Raw genomic sequence first — 16,348 nt, forward strand, 5'->3', positions numbered from 1 at the left:
CCCCGCCGGTCGTTCACGGAGATCCGGTGATCACCGAGGGGGACCGGCGGGCGGCCGCCGGAGCCGTCGCCGGAGCCGCCGCCGGTCAGGCGTCCGGCCCGGAGGCCGCGGCAGGGTCAGGCCTTCGGCTGGGTGAAGCGGATGCTGTTGCCGAAGGGGTCGCGCAGGCCGCAGTCGATCCCGTAGGGGCGCTCGGTCGGCTCCTCGGTGAACTCGACGCCCAGGCCGCGCAGCGTCTCGTAGGTCTTGCGGCAGTCGTCCGTGCTGAAGATCAGGTGGCCGCCCATGGCGCCCTTGGTGACCAGTTCGCGGACCTGCTGCGCGGTCTCCTCGGACATCGCCGGCGGGCCCGGCTTCTCCAGCAGGATCTGGCGCTCGGGGTGCCCGGGGACGCTCACCGTGAGCCAGCGCATGAAGCCCAGGTCGACGTCCGCGTTCACCTCCAGGCCGAGCTTGCCGACGTAGAAGTCGAGGGCCTCGTCCTGGTCGAGGACGTAGATCTGCGAGTGCGTGATGGCGTTGAACATGGACATCACGCTACTGCGCGGGCCGGACGAAAACTTATCCAAAACTGCTCGGTCGCGGCCCCCGCCGGCGTTCCTGCCGACGTTCCCTCCGCCGGGCCCTCCGCCGGGCCCTCCGCCGGGCCCGCCGCGGTCAGGCGTGCGGTCGCAACCACGCCTTCGCGAAGCACGTCGGGACGTCCATGACCGTCGCCTCCTTGCGGTACGCCCTCGGTGACCTGCCGACGATGTCGCGGAAGGTGCGGCTGAAGGTGCCGGCGCTGCCGAAGCCGACCTCGAAGCAGATGTCGGTGACGCTGCGGTCGGTCTCCCGCAGCAGGAACATCGCCCGCTCGACGCGGCGCCGCTGCAGATAGCGGTGCGGAGTCTCGCCGAAGGTGGCCCGGAAGGTGCGCGTGAAGTGCGCCTCCGACACATGGGCGATCCGGGCCAGGGCGGGGACGTCCAGCGGCTGCGCGTAGGCGCGGTCCATCGCGTCCCGCGCCCGGAGCATGCGGCGGTTGGTCTCTTCTGCGGCGCGGCTCACGGTGTCATGAGACCACAGGCCGGGGGTGTCACCGCGCGGAGCCCGGTCCAGTGGTCGCTCAGGGCAGGGCGGTCACGGCGGTGCGGACGGTGTCCCGGCTGGGCGGTACGCCGAACTGACGGCGGTACTCGCGGCTGAACTGCGACGGGCTGTCGTAGCCGACCCGGTGCCCGACCCCGGTGATGTCGTGGGGGTGGCCGGCCAGCAGGAGCCGGGCCTGCTGCAGCCGGATCTGCTTCTGGAACTGGATGGGGCTCATCGCGGTGACCGCCTGGAAGTTGCGGTAGAAGGCCGAGGCGCTCATCCCGGATCTGCGGGCCAGATCCTCGACGCGGAACGGCTCCGCGTAGTGCTCGCGGATCCACCGCACCGAGCGCGCGACGTGGCTCAGGCTGCTGTCGGCGAGGCCGAGTTGGCGTACGACGGCGCCCTGCTCCCCGCTGATCAGCCGCCACAGGATCTCCCGTGTGACGAGCGGGGCCAGCACCGCCCGGTCCCGCCGCCGGTCGAGCAGCCGCAGCAGGCGGACCAGCGCGTCGAGCAGTTCGGCGGACATGTCACCGACGGCGATGCCCGGCGGGGCCCCCGCGGCGGCGCGCGGGAGGTCTCCGGGGCCGGCGTGGAGCAGGAGATCGGCGATCAGGGAAGGTTCCAGGACGAGGGCGAGTCCGAGGGCCGGGCGGTCGGGACCGATGTCGAAGAAGTGGCCGGTGACGGGCAGGTCGACCGAGGCGACGAAGTACGTGCCGGGACGGTACTCGTAGACCCGGTCGCCCACCGCCAGGCGCTTGGCACCCTGCGCCAGGACCGCCAGCACCGTGCCGGTCATCGACGCCGACGGCGGCCCCGGCCGGTCGATCCTCGCGATGTGCAGGCCGTCGATGTCGGTCGTCGCGTCGTCTCGTACGTGCCGCGCGAGCAGGGCGCGGAGCTCGTCGAATCCCATACCCCGATTTCAGCACACCATCCCGGCGGTGATTCCCGTGAACGGGAGGATCGTGCAAGAGAAGGCGAGCTTCCTTCTACCTCCATGGCCCCCTGAAGCAGTCGAATGAAATCAGCGACCTTCCGGAGCGGTGCAGCGATGCACCCGCCCCGGAGAGGAATCGGCATCCATGCATCCCGTTGGAAGAGGAGTACGGCCATGAGCGTCGGCTATGGGTTCAACGCCACCATCACCGCCAGGCCCACGATGGGCGACCGGCTGGTCGAGCTGCTCCTGACCGGCCTGGAGGAGGGCAACCCCGCGGCGAGTGAGCACTGCCTCGTCTATCTCGTCTGCCGGTCGGCCGCCGAGCCCGACGTCGTCCACGTCACCGAGGGCTGGACGAGCGAGGAGGACCACCACCGGATCTTCGCCGGGAAGGCCGCGCAGGCCATGGTGGCGCGGGTCCAGGAGCTCGTCGCGGCGGTATCGCCGTACACCGACTACGTCCCGGTCGGCGGCAAGGCCGCCCTCTGACGCGCGCGCGGGCCCCATGGGCCGCACAGACCACCCCCCGACCGACGAACGTCCACCGAAAGGATCGACCATGACCCCCGCACGCCCCGGCCTTGACCCCGAACTGAGCGCACTGCTCGACGGCATGCCGCTCGTCGAGCGGCTCACCCCGGAACTGCTCGCCCAACTGCGCCTGATCCCGCCGACCCCGCTCGAACCTCTCCTGGAGGGGCGGGCGGTCGAACGGCGTGAAGTCGTCGTCCCGGGTCCGGACGGCGCACGGATCGCGCTGTCCGTCTTCGCCCCGGCCGGCACCGGTCCGGGCTCGGGGGCGCCGTGCGTCTACTGGATGCACGGCGGGGGCATGGTCATGGGGGACCGCTTCTCGCAGATCGACATCCCCCTGGAATGGCTCGACCGGTTCGGCGCCGTCGTCGTCTCCGTCGACTACCGGCTCGCACCGGAGGCCACGGGCACCACCGCGGCCGAGGACTGCCACCGCGGGTTGCTGTGGGTGGCCGATCACGCCGGCGAACTGGGCGTCGACCCCGAGCGCATCGTCATCGCGGGCGCCAGTGCCGGCGGCGGCCTGACCGCCGCGGTGGCCCTGATGGCGCGCGACCGCGGCACCCCGTCGGTGGCCGCCCAGGTCCTCATCTGCCCCATGCTCGACCACCGCGGCGTCACCGCCTCCAGCCGCCAGTTCTCCGGCGAGCCGGGTGTGTGGACCCGCGAGAGCAACGCGTTCGCCTGGCGGTCGCTCCTGGGCGACCTCCCCGAGGACGCCGTGCCCGCCTATGTGTCACCCGCCCTGGCTGGCGACCTGTCGGGCCTGCCGGCCGCGTACGTCGACGCCGGCTCCGCCGAGGTCTTCCGCGACGAGGCCGTCGCCTACGCGACCCGGATCTGGGAGGCCGGGGGCCAGGCCGAACTGCACGTCTGGGCCGGCGGTTTCCACGGCTTCGACGCCCTGTTCCCCGGGGCGGCCCTCTCGGCCTCCGCGCGCCGGGCGCGCGGCGACTGGCTGGGGCGGATCCTGGCGCCGGTGCCCGCCACGGCCCCGTAGCGGCCACCGCCACGGCGGCTCACCGGCACCGGACGGGGCGGTACGGCTACCGCTCCGCCGCCGGTGAGCCGCCCATCATGCGCAGCATCCGCCGGCCGCCCGTGGTGAGGAAACGGACCAGCAGGACGGCCGCGAGGGCGAGGAACGCGATGTTGAGCCATGTCGTGTAGTCCCAGTGGACGCCGCCCGTGGGGACGTGCGCGCTCGACCGGTCGGGGATCAGCCCGAGTGCGCCGAAGAGGAGCTCGACGACGTAGCCCGCGACGGCCATGGCGACGTAGAACGTGCCGAGGACGAGGAGGGCCGTGCGGCGCCCGTAGTACTTCCGGTAGATGTTGAGGATCGGCAGGATCAGCAGGTCGGCGAAGATGAACGAGACCACGCCGCCGAAGCTGATGCCCCCGGTCCACAGGACGACCGCCAGGGGCACGTTGCCGACGGAGCAGACGAACGAGGCGATGGCGACGAGGGGGCCGATGAGCGGGCCCCACAGTTTGGCGGCGAGCGGGTGCCCCTCGAAGAAGAAGGCCTGCCAGAAGGAGTCCGGCACCCAGGCCGCGACCGCGCCCGCGATGAGCAGCCCGAGCACGAGGTCGCGCAGGATCGCGGCCCACTCCATCACGAAGACGTGCGACGTGGCGGTGAAGCCCTCGGGGGACAGCAGACGCCGCGCGAACGAGCCCTCGCGGCGCACGGACATGTCCATCGCGGCGTGCCCCTCCATCGAGCCGGCGATCCCGCGGTCGGCCTGGGCGCGGGCCTCGCGCAGCAGGCCCGGCCGGAGCAGCCGCCGGAAGAGCAGCGCGACGACGACGATCATGACGGGTCCGCCGACGAACTCCGCCACCGTGAACTGCCACCCCATCAGCAGGGCCAGCAGGACGCCGAGTTCGACGACCAGGTTGGTGGAGGCGATCTCGAAGGCCATCGCTGCCGTGAAGCTCGCGCCCTTGCGGAAGAGCGAGCGGGCCAGGGCCACGGCGGCGTACGAGCAGGAGGAGGACGCGGCGCCCAGTCCCGCGGCGATCACCAGGGTCCGGGGGTGGTCGTCGCCGAGCAGGCCGACGACGCCCTCCTTGCGCGCCACGGCCTGGACGACGGCGGAGAGCGCGAACCCGAGGATCAGCGCCCAGGTGATGTCCCAGGTCATGGCGCCCGTGATCGACAGGGCGTGCAGTAGGGCGTCCATGCGCGCAGTCTCCCGTCGGGCATCTGTGCGGGCGCGGCGCCACACCGCCGCCGATCGGGGGTCAGACCGCGACCGGGTCCCGGACGCAGGCCGCCATCAGGTGGGCCGCGGTGTCGGAGGCGAAGAGCGCCGCGGCGGCCGGCGAGGGGGCGCGGTGTGCGCGGCGCGGACGGGTGAGACCGTCGAGGGCGTCGATCAGCGTCCACGGGTCGGGGGCGAACCGGGTCAGGCCGAGCGCGGCCATCTGGCGGGCCCCCGCCTTGCCGTGGCCCGGGATGGGGCGGTAGCCCACGACGGGCAGTCCCATGGCCAGGGCTTCGAGGGCGGTCTGCCCGGCGGCGTTGTCCACCAGCGCGTCCGCCGCGCTCATCAGACCCGGCATGTCCTGCTCCCAGCCCAGCGAGAGCGTTCCGGGGACGCGGGACAGCCGGGCCCGCAGCCGGCGGTTCCGGCCGCACAGGGCCACCGGCAGGAAGCCGGCCCGGGCCAGCAGCGCCGCGGTGTCCGCCAGATGCGTGCCGGCACCCCAGGCACCGGCGGAGAGCAGGACGACCGGCCGGTCCGGTGCCCGGGAGCGGAACAGCCGGTGCCAGAGCGCGGCGTCGGGCGCGGGCGCGAGGAAACGGGAGGCCACCAGCGGACCCGTCGCGGCGGCCGGGCGGCCGGTGGCCTCCCGTACCCGGCGGGCGGCGGGCTCCGTGAGGCAGCAGTACAGGTCGTTGCCCGGGTGCAGCCACTGGCTGTGCACGTCGAAATCGGTGACGACCACCGCGCTGGGCACCGTCAGCGCGCCCTGGGACCGCATCCGGCCGGTGAGCTGCGCCGCCAGGTGGAACACCGGTACGACCAGCCCCGGCCGTTCGCGGCCGACGAGTTCGGCGAGCCCGCGCTCGGCGAGCCCGGCCAGTCCGGCCGGACCGGGGGTGCGATGCGCGCCTCCCGGGCGCAGGAACGCCGCGTAGATGCCCGCGTAGAGCAGCGGGAGGTGCAGGACGGTGGCCCGGTAGAACGAGCGCAGCGCCGCCCCGGCGTGGGCCGGGAGGAGGTCGAGGACGTCGGCCCGGCGGGCCTGCCCGCCGCGGGCGGTGAGCCGTGCGACGAGCTCGTCGGCGACGGCGTCGTGACCGGCGCCCATGGCGGCGCTCAGCACGAGGAAGCGTCGCGGCGGAGGGGCCGCCCGCTCGGCGTGCGTCACCGCGCCACCGCGTCCCGCCGGGAGGAGACGGGGGGAGCTGCTGCGAGCACATCCGGCACGTGATCACCTCGTACACCAGTTGCGGACTACTCGGGTCTATCCGGTTTGTCACGTCTTGAAACGAGATGTCCGCAACGCCGGACAGGGGCGCACCCGCAGGTCCCGGCCGGGCCGCCCACAGAGCCGGTCCGGCGATCGGGCGGTTTACTGAGACCGGAGGGGGACGTGCTCCGGGGGAGCCGCACCGGTGAACCCGGGCGGCGATGCGGCAGCGGCTGGGACAGAAAGCGATGCCATGACCTCTCACCCTCCCCAAGCGGTCTCCGGCGGCAAGGCGGCACGCGGCAGGACCGCGCACGACCCGGTGGACCGGGCCGGCGGGCCGGCCCCGGTCGCCCTGGTGACCGGCGCGTCGTCGGGCATCGGCGCCGCGATCGCCGACCGCCTCGCCGCCGAGGGGTGGCGGCTGCTGGTCAGCGGCCGCAACCACGAGCGGCTGCGGGCGGTCGCGGAGCGGACCTCCGGGACCGCGCTGCCGGCCGATCTGGAGGACCCCGACGGCACCGGCCGCCTGGTGCGCGACGCGGAGCTCGTGACCGGTGGCCGGATCGACCTCCTGGTGGCCGGGGCCGGCATCGGCTGGGCGGGCCCCTTCGCCTCGATGCCGCAGGCCGTCATCGAGCGGATCCTCATGGTGGACGTCGTCGCGGCGATGAAGCTGGTCCGCCGCGTCCTGCCGGGCATGCTGGCCCGCCGCAGCGGCCACATCGTGCTGATCGGCTCCTTCGCGGGCAGCGTCGGCGTCCGTGACGAGGCGGTCTACTCCGCGGCCAAGGCGGCGCTGGGGGCCTTCGCCGACTCGCTCCGCTACGAACTGGCCGGCAGCGGGGTGCGGATCACCCATGTCATCCCGGGTGTCGTCGACACGCCGTTCTTCGCGACGCGGGGCGTCGCCTACACCCGTTCCCGTCCCCGTCCCATGCCCGCGGAGCGGGTGGCGAGGGTCGTGAGCGACGCCGTGCGCCGCGGGCGGGACGAGGTGTACGTCCCCCGCTGGCTGCGGATCCCGGTCGCGGTGCGCGGCGTCATGCCGTGGGTCTACCGGCGCCTCGCGGGCAAGTACGGATGACACGGTGCCCGTCCTCACCGTCGTGCTGGCACTGCTGGCGGCCCTCGCCAACGGCGCGGCCTCCGCGCTGCAGCGCCGCGCCGCCCTTCAGCAGCAGGAGGAAGAGGGCGCGGCGCACGGCGTGCGCGGGCGGCTGCGGCACCTCGGGCGACTGGTGCGGCGGCCCTTCTGGGCGGCGGGGATGGCCGCCCTCGTGGTCTCCGGGGCCCTGCAGGCCACCGCGCTGGCGGTGGGAGCGCTGTCCGTGGTGCAGCCGCTGATGGCGACCGAGCTGCTGTTCACCCTGATGGCCGGAAGCCTCGCCTTCTCCCGGCGCCCGGACGGCGCGACCTGGCTGTGGTTCCTGGCACTGGCCGGCGGACTGGCGCTGTTCCTCGGTGCCGCGACGCCGTCCGCCGGCGAGCCCGTGGCCTCGCCGGGCGCCTGGCCCCGCGCCGGTGTGCCGCTCGCCCTGGTGGTGCTCCTCCTGTGGCTCGTCGGGCGGGCCCTGACCGGCGGGGCGCGGGCCTGCGTGCTGGGGTGCGCGACGGCGGCCTCCTTCGCCTGCACCGCAGCGCTGATCAAGGACGTCACAGGCCGGGTCCCCGACGGCCTGCCGGCGGTGTTCGCCTCCTGGCAGCTGTACGCGGTGGGCGCCGTCGGGCTGCTCAGCCTCCTGCTGCTGCAGGTCACCCTGCGGGCCGGCAGCCTCGCGGCGTCGCAGCCGGCGCTGACCATCGGCGACGCGGTGGTCAGCGTGGCGCTGGGCTGGGTGCTCTTCGAGGAACGGATCGCGCTCGGGGCGCACATCGTGCCCGAGGCGGCCGGCGTCGCCCTGATGGCCGTCGGCGCCGTCGGGCTGTCCCGTTCACCCGCCGTGGCCGGCGGGTGGGACGTGCCGGGGGCGCACCGGCCGCGGGCACCGGGCGACCGCCACCGCACCGCGCACGGGGGTCCGTGATGGGCCGGGGCGGGGTCGCCCGCCGTACCTCCGTGGCGGCGGGCGTTCTGGCGGCCACCCACGTCGTCCCGGCCGCGACCTGGCTGCCCGGTCTGCGCCGCCGGGTCCTTCCCGCCCTGGCCGGCATCGGGCGGGCCGACCACGTCGCCCTCACCTTCGACGACGGGCCCGACCCGCACTCCACCCCGCGCTTCCTGGACGCCCTGGACGAACTCTCGGTCCGTGCCACCTTCTTCGTCCTCGGCGCCCGCGTGGACGGCCACCCCGAGATCGTGCGCGAGGCCGCCCTGCGCGGCCACGAGATCGCCCTCCACGGCTGGACCCACAACCGCCCGTGGCTGCCCGCGCCCGCGCGCGACCTGGCCGACCTCACGCGCGCCGTCCGGGCGATCCGCGAGGCCTGCGGCACCGCGCCGGTCCGCTACCGGCCGCCGTACGGCATCCTCACCGGCGGCCGCTGGGCGGCGGCCGCGCGGGCCGGGCTGACCCCGGTCCTGTGGAGTGCCTGGGGCCGCGACTGGACGGCCGACGCCACTCCGGCCTCCGTGCTCGCGGCCCTCCGGCCCGATCTGCGCGGCGGCGCCACCGTGCTGCTCCACGACAGCGACCACGCATCGGCCCCCGGCTCCTGGCGGACCACCCTGGCGGTGCTTCCGGCCCTGGTCGCGGCCTGCCGGGAGGCCGGCCTGACGGTCGGTCCCCTCGCGGAGCACGGGGGCGGTCCGGGCGTTTGACGCCCGACCGGGGCCGACGCAGACTCGATAGATAGATGCCCGATACATATCACCGAGAGTGAACAGACTCGCGCCGCGGAGCCGGCCAGGGCCCACCGATCCGTAACGCCGTGAAGGACGGTCGGGCACGGCTACAGCCGGAGGCAGACGCATGTGCGGAATCGCCGGATGGGTCTCGTACGGACGGGATCTGCGAAACGAGCAAGCAACGGTCGACGCCATGACCGAGACGATGGCCTGCCGCGGGCCGGACGATCGCGGCACCTGGGTGGACGGGCCCGCCGCGCTCGGCCACCGCAGGCTCGCGATCATCGACCTGCCGGGCGGCCGGCAGCCGATGAGCGCCGAGGCACCCGCGGGCGGCACGGTGGCGATGGTGTACTCGGGTGAGGCCTACAACTTCACCGAACTGCGCAAGGAACTGGCCGTGCGCGGCCACCGCTTCACCACCACCTCCGACACCGAGGTGGTGCTCCACGGCTACCTGGAGTGGGGGGAGGGCGTCGCCGACCGGCTCAACGGCATGTACGCCTTCGCCATCTGGGACAGCCGCGAGCGGAAGCTGGTCATGGTCCGCGACCGCATGGGCATCAAGCCCTTCTACTACTACCCGACGGACGACGGGGTGCTGTTCGGATCCGAGCCCAAGGCGATCCTGGCCAACCCGCTCGTCCCCCGGCAGGTCACCCTGGACGGGCTGCGCGAGCTCTTCGCCTTCGTGAAGACGCCGGGCCACGCGATCTGGGACGGCATGCGCGAGGTCGAGCCCGGCACCGTCGTCACCGTCGGGCCGGGCGGCATCCGCACCCACGTCTACTGGTCGCTGCGGACCAAGGCCCACACCGACGACAAGGAGACCTCGATCGCGCGCGTGCGCGAACTGCTCGAGGACATCGTGCGGCGCCAGCTCGTCGCCGACGTGCCGCGTTGCACCCTGCTCTCCGGTGGCCTGGACTCCTCGGCGATGACGGCGATCGCGGCACGGCAGCTCGCCGGCCAGGGCGAGACCGTGCGCAGCTTCGCGGTCGACTTCGTGGGCCAGACCGAGAACTTCGTTCCCGACACCTTGCGCGCGACCCCCGACACCCCGTACGTCCACGACGTCGCCGCCCTCTGCGGGACCGAGCACCAGGACATCGTCCTCGACTCCGACCAGCTCGCCGACCCCGAGGTGCGCTCCAAGGTGGTCCGCGCCCGGGACATCCCCGCCGGGCTCGGCGACATGGACTCCTCGCTCTACCTGCTGTTCAAGGCCATCCGGCAGCACTCCACCGTCGCCCTGTCGGGCGAGTCGGCGGACGAGGTGTTCGGCGGCTACCAGCAGTTCTTCGACGAGGAGGCCCGCAGGGCCGACACCTTCCCGTGGCTGGTGCGGTTCACGGCGGCGTTCGGCGACGACGGCAACATCCTCACCGAACAGTTGAGCAAGTCCCTGGACCTGGAGGGGTACGTCCACGACGGATACCGCCGCGCCGTCGCCGGCATCGACCGCCTCGACGGCGAGAGCGACTTCGAGTACCGCATGCGCGTCATCAGCCACCTCCACCTCACCCGCTTCGTACGCATCCTCCTCGACCGGAAGGACCGCGCCAGCATGGCGGTCGGACTGGAGGTCAGGGTGCCGTTCTGCGACCACCGCCTGGTGGAGTACGTCTACAACGCCCCCTGGGCGCTGAAGTCCTTCGACGGCAGGGAGAAGAGCCTGCTGCGCGAGGCCACCGCGGACCTGCTGCCCCGCTCGGTCTACGACCGGGTCAAGAGCCCCTACCCCTCCACCCAGGACCCGAAGTACTTCGTGGCGCTCCAGGAGAACGCGAAGGACCTGCTGGCCAAGCCGTCGCACCCGGTGTTCGACCTGGTCAGCCGAACCTGGCTGGAGGACGCGGTCCGGACGGACACGCCCGTCAGCACCCAGGCCGCCCGGCACGGCCTGGAACGCGCGCTGGACCTGGCGCTGTGGATGGATCTGTACTCGCCCACCATCGGGGTCCCCTGACCCGACGGAGACGACACGAGGGGACGGACGATGGCGGCGGTCGGTGACGACGACGCACTGGACCTCGTGGTGTCCCTGCACCGCCTGCTGCGACTGCTGCGCCGGTCGGGCCCCGAGCCGAGGCTGCAGCCGACCCCGCTCATCGTCCTGGCCCTGCTGAACCAGTACGGCCCCTCGCGCGTCGGGGTCCTCGCCGAGCGTGCCGCGTGCACCCAGCCGACGGTCACCGCCGCGGTGGTCCAACTCGAGGGGGCGGGACTGGTCCGCCGCGAGGCCGACCCCGCCGACGGCCGCGCCACCCGCGTGGTCATGACCGCACGGGGTGCGCGGGAGCTGTTCCGTACGGGCCGGGGCGAGGCCGGCGCCCTCGCGACGAGACTGGGCTCCCTGCAGCCGGACGAGGTGCGGACGATCCTGGAGGCGGGACGCCTGCTGCGGCGGATCACGGACCGCGACTGACGCGGGCACGCGCGCGCGTTCCGCGCGGGAGAGCCGGCCCCGGCGCCGTTCGGCTCGCCGTCGGGGGCGTGCGCAGCAGGTGAGCGGCAGGCCTCCCGGAAGTAGGCTCCCAGCGGAGAGTCCTGCGCGGGATGTCGGATCGTGGATCGTGGGCCGGACGTCCGGACGCGTCGTCGCCCGTGCGCGGCGGAGCGGGCTCCGCCGCACACGACCCAGGCGAGGGGAGGCACCGTGACCGGTCCGGACGGGCGGCGGCGCGCCGACGCGCTCAGGAACCGGGAGCACATCCTCCGCGTGGCCCAGGACGCCTTCGCCGAGTCGGGCGGCACGTCGCTCAACACCATCGCCAAGCGGGCAGGGGTCGGCGCGGGGACGCTGTACCGGCACTTCCCGACCCGCGAGGCGCTCATCCTGGCGGTGTACCGCCACGACGTCCAACGCCTCGTCGACTCGGTGGACGAGGTCCTCGCCGCGCACGCCCCGCTCGACGCCTTCCTCACCTGGTTTCGGACGCTCGCCGACTACGTGCGCCGCAAGCGCGGACTCGGCGGGGCCCTGCACGCGGCGGCGGGGGGGCAGGCCGCCGACGAGACGTACGCCCCCGTGGTGAAGGCCGTCGGCGCGCTGTTGCGCGCCTGCGAGGCGGACGGCAGCGTCCGCCCGGGGCTCGACCCCGCGGACGTCCTGCTCCTGATGGGCTTCCTCTGGCGCGTCGGCGACGGCGTTGGCGACGTCGGCGATGGCGGCGGCAGCGACGGTGGCGGCGGCCGGGCACAGGCACGCCGTGTCACGGAACTCGTCGTCAACGGCCTGCGTCCTTCCCGCTGATGCCCGGCACCGGTTCCATGATCGGCCGGCGTTAATGTGTGCGGGTCTGATCGTCGAGGTGGGGAGCCGGGCGTGGCGGAGACGGTGAACCGTCGTCAACGGAGGTTGGCGGCGGGGCTGGTGGGGGTCGCGGGAGCGATGGTCCTCGGCGCGTGGATCGGGTGGCGGGAGAGCCGCTCGGGCGGACTGCTGGTCGTGGCGCAGGTCCTGGACCATCCGGTGCTGCTCGGCCTCGTGGCGCTGGCGGCCCTGACGGGGGCCCTGCTGGCCGTGGTGCGCAACCGCGTCCTGCGCGTGCTGATCCCTGTCGTCGCCGCGCTCGGGGCCGCCGTGGTGGCCATGCCGGTGGTCCTCTTCCTCGGGTTCGGCCCGCAGGAGACCATGAGCAGGGCGGCGCCGGACCGCGCCGACCGGCGGCTCGTGGTCGAGGAGGGAGCGGCCATGATCGATCCCCTGTGGTGGGTCTACGTGGACGAGGGATCGGGCCTCACGAGGCGCCGCTGGCAGGTCGGGTACGTCAACGGCGACTTCTCCGTGCTGAGGGAGGCGGCTTGGGAGGGGTCGCACCGTGTCCGCCTGACGGTGGACACGGGGGAGGGGGACAAGGTCCACGTCATCGAGCTCTCCCCGGCGGACGGCCGGCCCGACCGTACGGTGACCGTGGGCTGACGGGTCCGACGCGGCGCCTGCCGCGGGTAATTCGCGTGCCACGCCGGGGCAGAACACCTGGGGACAGACGATTCGCGCGGTGCCGGAGGGCACCTGCGGCCAACGGCCGCCGGCCCGCTGCTCACCCGCGCGGGGCCGTCGGCTCCGCGGTGGACAGCGCCGTACGGAGCTGCCTGCGGGAGGTGACGCCGAGCTTGGTGAACACATTACCGAGGTGCCACTCCACCGTGCGCGGGCTGATGAACAGCTGCGCGGCGATCTCGGAGTTGGTGTGGCCGTCCCTGGCGAGTCGCGCGATCTGGGCCTCCTGGCCGGTGAGGTCGCCGGCGGTGTCGACCGTACGCTTGCGTGCGGTCTCCCCGGTCGCCAGGAGCTCCCGGCGGGCGCGTTCGGCGAAGCCGTCCGCTTTGATCCGGCTGAACACTTCGTAGGCGGCGCGTAGTTGGGTACGGCTCTCCTGGCGGCGGTTCTGGCGGCGCAGCCATTCGCCGTACAGCAGGCGCGCGCGGGCCAGGTGGACGGCGATATGGCAGCGCCCGAGGTGTTCGACGGCGTCACGGTAGAGCGCGTCCGCGGTCTCGTCACCGCTCAGCAGCGCGCGCGAGCAGGCCTCCACGCCCCGGGCCCACTCGGTGCCGCTGGCGTGCGTGCGTTCCGTGAGCCTGTCCAGTGCCGTTGCGGCGGCCTCCGGCCGCCCGCTGCGGGCGGCCGCCTCGATGAGTTCGAACAGGGCCCATCCGAAGAACCCCAGGTCCTCGTTCCGGCAGGCGCGCGTCGCGGCCTCCAGGGCGTCGTCGTAGCGGCCGAGGCCGTTGTAGAGCACCGCCGTCGCGTACTCGGCCAGGGTGAGGGCGCGTCCCTCGCCGCGGGCCCCCGCCTCCTTGATGCCGGTCTCGATCAGCCGCAGGGCCCGGGACTCCTCCGCCCGCCAGGCGCCGAGCAGGAGCGAGGTGTACATCATGGGCACGCTGCCTGCCGCCTCCGAGATCGCCGTGCCTTCGTCGATCAGGGCGGCCGCGGTGTCGAACTCGCCCGCGTGCACACGGAAGCACGCCTCATAGCTGAGCGCCATGGGGAGGACGGCGAGTGCCCCCGCGTCGCGGGCGATGTCCACGGCACCGGTCGCCAGTTCGTACCAGGCATCGTCGTCCCACAGTTCCAGGGCGAGCGGCTCGGGCGTCACCGGGCAGGCCAGCCACAGCCAGCGCTTCTCGTCGTCCGCGTGGGCCGCGCCGGAGCGCAGTTCGCAGCGGACGGCGCGCAGCGCGACCCGGAGGGCGTCGACGCTGGCCGCGTAGCCGTCGATGACGAGGTCGGCCACGCCGTCCAAGAGGATGTCGACGGTCCTCGGGGTCGGGGGCGACGGTCCGGAGCGGGCCGCCTCGGCGACGTCGCGCAGTCCGGGGCCCTCGCTGAGGTTCCCGGCGAAGACCGCCGCGCCGACGGCCTCCAGCAGAGTGTCGCGGGCGAGTTCGGTGTCGAGCGGTTCCAGCGTGTGCGCGGCGTCGAGCAGCAGCCTGGGCGCGTCGCTGCCGCGCACCCGGGAGAACATCAGGCGGGCCCGCAGCCGCTCCAGCCGGGCGCGCTGCAGGTCGTCGAGCGGGCCCGCCTCGGCCACCGCCAGCATGGAGAGGGCCCGGTCGGTCCCGCCCGCGTCGATGGCGGACTGGGCGGCGGCCAGCGCACGGGAGGCGCGGCGCGCGGGTTCCGGGGTGAGCTCCGCGGCCTGCCACAGGAACGCGGCTGCCGCGGCGGCCCCTCCCCGGCTCTGCGCCCGGCGGGCCGAGCGTTCCAGGTCGACCGCGACACCCTCCTCGGGTCGTGCGGCGGCGTGGGCGCGGTGCCAGGCCCTGCGGTCGGGATCGAGTCGGGGATCGGTGGCGTCCGCCAGCGCCTGGTGCGCCGCCCGGCGATCCGGCGCGGGCGTCCCGCGGTAGACGGCCGAGCGCGCCAAGGGGTGGTGGAACCGCACCCGGGTGCCGAATTCGACCAGTTCCGCGGCTTCCGCCGGTGCGGCGGCCTCCGCCGGTATCCCCTGCGCTCCGGCCGCACGCCACAGCAGGTCCACGTCCCCGGTCGGCTCGGCCGCGGCGATCAGCAGAAGCCGCCGGCTGTCGGGCGGGAGCGACTGGAAGCGTCGGCGGAAGGCGCGCTCGACGCAGTTCACCGTGGGACGCCGGCCGGGCAGCCAGAAGCCGCCCGCCAGTTCGGAGTGGGTCAGCGCGCTGGGGAGATGCAGCAGGATCATGGGGTTGCCGTGGGCCTCGGCGACGATCCGGTCCCGAACCACGGGGTCGAGGGGCACGCGAACCACCGAGGCCAGCAGGGCGCGGGCGTCGGGCTCGCGGAGGCCCTCCACCATCAGCTGGGGCAGCCCGGCCAGCTCACTGGCGCCCTCGGGCTCCCGTACGGCGAAGACCAGGGCCACCGCTTCGGCCGTCAACCGCCGGGCGACGAACGCCAGCACCTGCCGGGACCCGTCGTCGAGCCACTGCGCGTCGTCGACGAGACAGACCAACGGCCGGTCCCCTGCGGCGCCGGCCAGCAGACTCAGGACGGCCAAGGCGACCAGGAAGCGATGGGGCGCCTCGCCCTCTCGCAGGCCGAAAGCGACCGACAAGGCGTCGCGTTGCGGTCCGGGAAGCTCCTGGAGTCGGCCCAGCATGGGCGCGCACAACTGGTGCAGGCTCGCGAACGGGAGCTCCATCTCCGACTCGATGCCCGCGATGGAGGCGATGTGGAAACCGGTGGCCCGCCCGGCCGTGTAGTCCAGCAGGGCGGTCTTGCCGATACCCGCCTCGCCGCGCACCACCAGGACCGCGCTGCCGCCCGACCGTGCGGTGGCCAGCATTCCCTCCAGCGCGGCCAGCTCTCCGTCCCGGCCCCGTAGTCCGACCTGCGCGTCGACGGTGGGCACACCCATGTGTCGGTCTTCCTCGTCAGGTGCCTGACGTGCTCATTTTAGACCATTTGTGCGATGTGATCGCATATCGGTTCGGCTTGCCTTCGGGGCTTTCCGGGGGTGTGTGTGATACCCGGGGTCCGGCCACGGGGCGATCCCCGGGGTTTCCCCCGGGGCGATGCCCGGTGGTCCGGGGCGACTGTGGGGACTCCGGCGGCGATGGGCCGCCGGGTACAACAAGGAGACGTATATGTCTGTCACCCCTCATAACCCGGAGATCAGGCCGTTCACGTTCGAGTTCCCGGACGCGGCGCTCGAGGATCTGCGGGCCCGCATCGTGGCGACGCGGTGGCCGGAGAGGGAGACTGTCGCGGACCAGTCGCAGGGCACGCAGTTGGCCACGGTGCGCAAGCTCGCGGAGTACTGGGCGTCGGAGTACGACTGGCGCAAGGTCGAGGCGAAGCTGAACTCCTACCCGCAGTTCATCACCGAGATCGACGGGCTGGACATCCACTTCATCCACGTCCGCTCCAAGCACGAGGACGCGCTGCCGGTGATCGTGACGCACGGCTGGCCGGGTTCGGTCGTCGAGCAGCTGAAGATCATCGAGCCGCTGACCGACCCCACCGCCCATGGCGGCAAGGCCTCGGACGCCTTCCACGTGATCATCCCGTCGATGCCCGGCTACGGCTTCTCCGGCAAGCCCACCGCCAAGGGCTGGGGCCCCGAGCGCATCGCCCGCGCCTGGGG

16 protein-coding genes are annotated in these 16,348 nt (G+C 73.6%); 10 read left to right on the forward strand and 6 right to left on the reverse strand.

Features of this window, described 5'->3' with window-relative positions:
- Window positions 1–116 precede the first annotated feature (116 nt).
- The 3 genes from AB0F62_RS35030 to AB0F62_RS35040 form a co-directional block, all read right to left on the reverse strand.
- Window positions 117–527 carry a VOC family protein gene (locus AB0F62_RS35030; RefSeq protein ID WP_361808996.1) on the reverse strand — a complete coding sequence of 137 codons (411 nt, stop codon included), beginning with the start codon at window positions 525–527 and terminating at the stop codon, window positions 117–119.
- Window positions 528–657: 130 nt separating this feature from the next.
- A complete protein-coding gene (locus AB0F62_RS35035) occupies window positions 658–1,050 on the reverse strand; it encodes an AraC family transcriptional regulator (RefSeq protein ID WP_361808999.1) in 393 nt (130 codons plus the stop codon).
- A 58-nt stretch (window positions 1,051–1,108) separates the two neighbouring features.
- Window positions 1,109–1,996, reverse strand: coding sequence for an AraC family transcriptional regulator (locus AB0F62_RS35040; protein WP_361809002.1), 888 nt, complete (start codon window positions 1,994–1,996; stop codon window positions 1,109–1,111).
- Between the two features lie 198 nt (window positions 1,997–2,194).
- Here AB0F62_RS35040 and AB0F62_RS35045 point away from each other — a divergent pair, with 198 nt between their 5' ends.
- Both AB0F62_RS35045 and AB0F62_RS35050 read left to right on the forward strand, forming a co-directional pair.
- On the forward strand, window positions 2,195–2,512 hold the full coding sequence (locus AB0F62_RS35045; protein WP_361809005.1) for an antibiotic biosynthesis monooxygenase: 318 nt from the start codon (window positions 2,195–2,197) through the stop codon (window positions 2,510–2,512).
- A 70-nt stretch (window positions 2,513–2,582) separates the two neighbouring features.
- Entirely contained in the window at window positions 2,583–3,557 is a 975-nt protein-coding gene (locus AB0F62_RS35050; protein ID WP_361809008.1) for an alpha/beta hydrolase, read from the forward strand.
- A gap of 46 nt (window positions 3,558–3,603) precedes the next feature.
- On the opposite strand, the gene AB0F62_RS35055 is transcribed toward AB0F62_RS35050, so the two are convergent.
- Both AB0F62_RS35055 and AB0F62_RS35060 read right to left on the reverse strand, forming a co-directional pair.
- The gene (locus AB0F62_RS35055; RefSeq protein WP_361809011.1) at window positions 3,604–4,746 is read right to left on the reverse strand and encodes a permease; all 1,143 of its coding nucleotides are present in this window, start codon (window positions 4,744–4,746) and stop codon (window positions 3,604–3,606) included.
- 61 nt (window positions 4,747–4,807) lie between these two features.
- Entirely contained in the window at window positions 4,808–5,941 is a 1,134-nt protein-coding gene (locus AB0F62_RS35060; protein WP_361809014.1) for a galactosyldiacylglycerol synthase, read from the reverse strand.
- Window positions 5,942–6,236: 295 nt separating this feature from the next.
- Here AB0F62_RS35060 and AB0F62_RS35065 point away from each other — a divergent pair, with 295 nt between their 5' ends.
- The 7 genes from AB0F62_RS35065 to AB0F62_RS35095 all read left to right on the forward strand — a co-directional run bounded on the left by AB0F62_RS35065 (window position 6,237) and on the right by AB0F62_RS35095 (window position 12,696).
- Complete coding sequence (locus AB0F62_RS35065; RefSeq protein ID WP_361809017.1) at window positions 6,237–7,070, forward strand: SDR family NAD(P)-dependent oxidoreductase; 834 nt, start codon at window positions 6,237–6,239, stop codon at window positions 7,068–7,070.
- A 4-nt stretch (window positions 7,071–7,074) separates the two neighbouring features.
- A complete protein-coding gene (locus AB0F62_RS35070) occupies window positions 7,075–8,010 on the forward strand; it encodes a DMT family transporter (RefSeq protein ID WP_361809020.1) in 936 nt (311 codons plus the stop codon).
- Window positions 8,010–8,744, forward strand: a complete 735-nt coding sequence (locus tag AB0F62_RS35075; RefSeq protein WP_361809023.1) for a polysaccharide deacetylase family protein — start codon at window positions 8,010–8,012, stop codon at window positions 8,742–8,744. The genes AB0F62_RS35070 and AB0F62_RS35075 overlap by 1 nt, the downstream gene beginning before the upstream one ends.
- A gap of 151 nt (window positions 8,745–8,895) precedes the next feature.
- Window positions 8,896–10,740, forward strand: coding sequence for an asparagine synthase (glutamine-hydrolyzing) (asnB, locus tag AB0F62_RS35080; protein WP_361809026.1), 1,845 nt, complete (start codon window positions 8,896–8,898; stop codon window positions 10,738–10,740).
- A 30-nt stretch (window positions 10,741–10,770) separates the two neighbouring features.
- Window positions 10,771–11,199, forward strand: a complete 429-nt coding sequence (locus AB0F62_RS35085) for a MarR family winged helix-turn-helix transcriptional regulator (RefSeq protein ID WP_361809029.1) — start codon at window positions 10,771–10,773, stop codon at window positions 11,197–11,199.
- A 231-nt stretch (window positions 11,200–11,430) separates the two neighbouring features.
- The gene (locus AB0F62_RS35090; protein ID WP_361809032.1) at window positions 11,431–12,027 is read left to right on the forward strand and encodes a TetR/AcrR family transcriptional regulator; all 597 of its coding nucleotides are present in this window, start codon (window positions 11,431–11,433) and stop codon (window positions 12,025–12,027) included.
- Window positions 12,028–12,099: 72 nt separating this feature from the next.
- Window positions 12,100–12,696: a hypothetical protein gene (locus AB0F62_RS35095; protein WP_361809035.1), complete on the forward strand. Its 597-nt coding sequence runs from the start codon at window positions 12,100–12,102 to the stop codon at window positions 12,694–12,696.
- A 121-nt stretch (window positions 12,697–12,817) separates the two neighbouring features.
- On the opposite strand, the gene AB0F62_RS35100 is transcribed toward AB0F62_RS35095, so the two are convergent.
- Window positions 12,818–15,619, reverse strand: coding sequence for an AAA family ATPase (locus AB0F62_RS35100; RefSeq protein WP_361809038.1), 2,802 nt, complete (start codon window positions 15,617–15,619; stop codon window positions 12,818–12,820).
- Between the two features lie 229 nt (window positions 15,620–15,848).
- Here AB0F62_RS35100 and AB0F62_RS35105 point away from each other — a divergent pair.
- On the forward strand, window positions 15,849–16,348 hold a 500-nt coding region (locus tag AB0F62_RS35105; RefSeq protein WP_361809041.1), incomplete at its 3' end, for an epoxide hydrolase.

The organism is Streptomyces sp. NPDC026673, assembly GCF_040638135.1.
GTDB lineage: Bacteria > Actinomycetota > Actinomycetes > Streptomycetales > Streptomycetaceae > Actinacidiphila.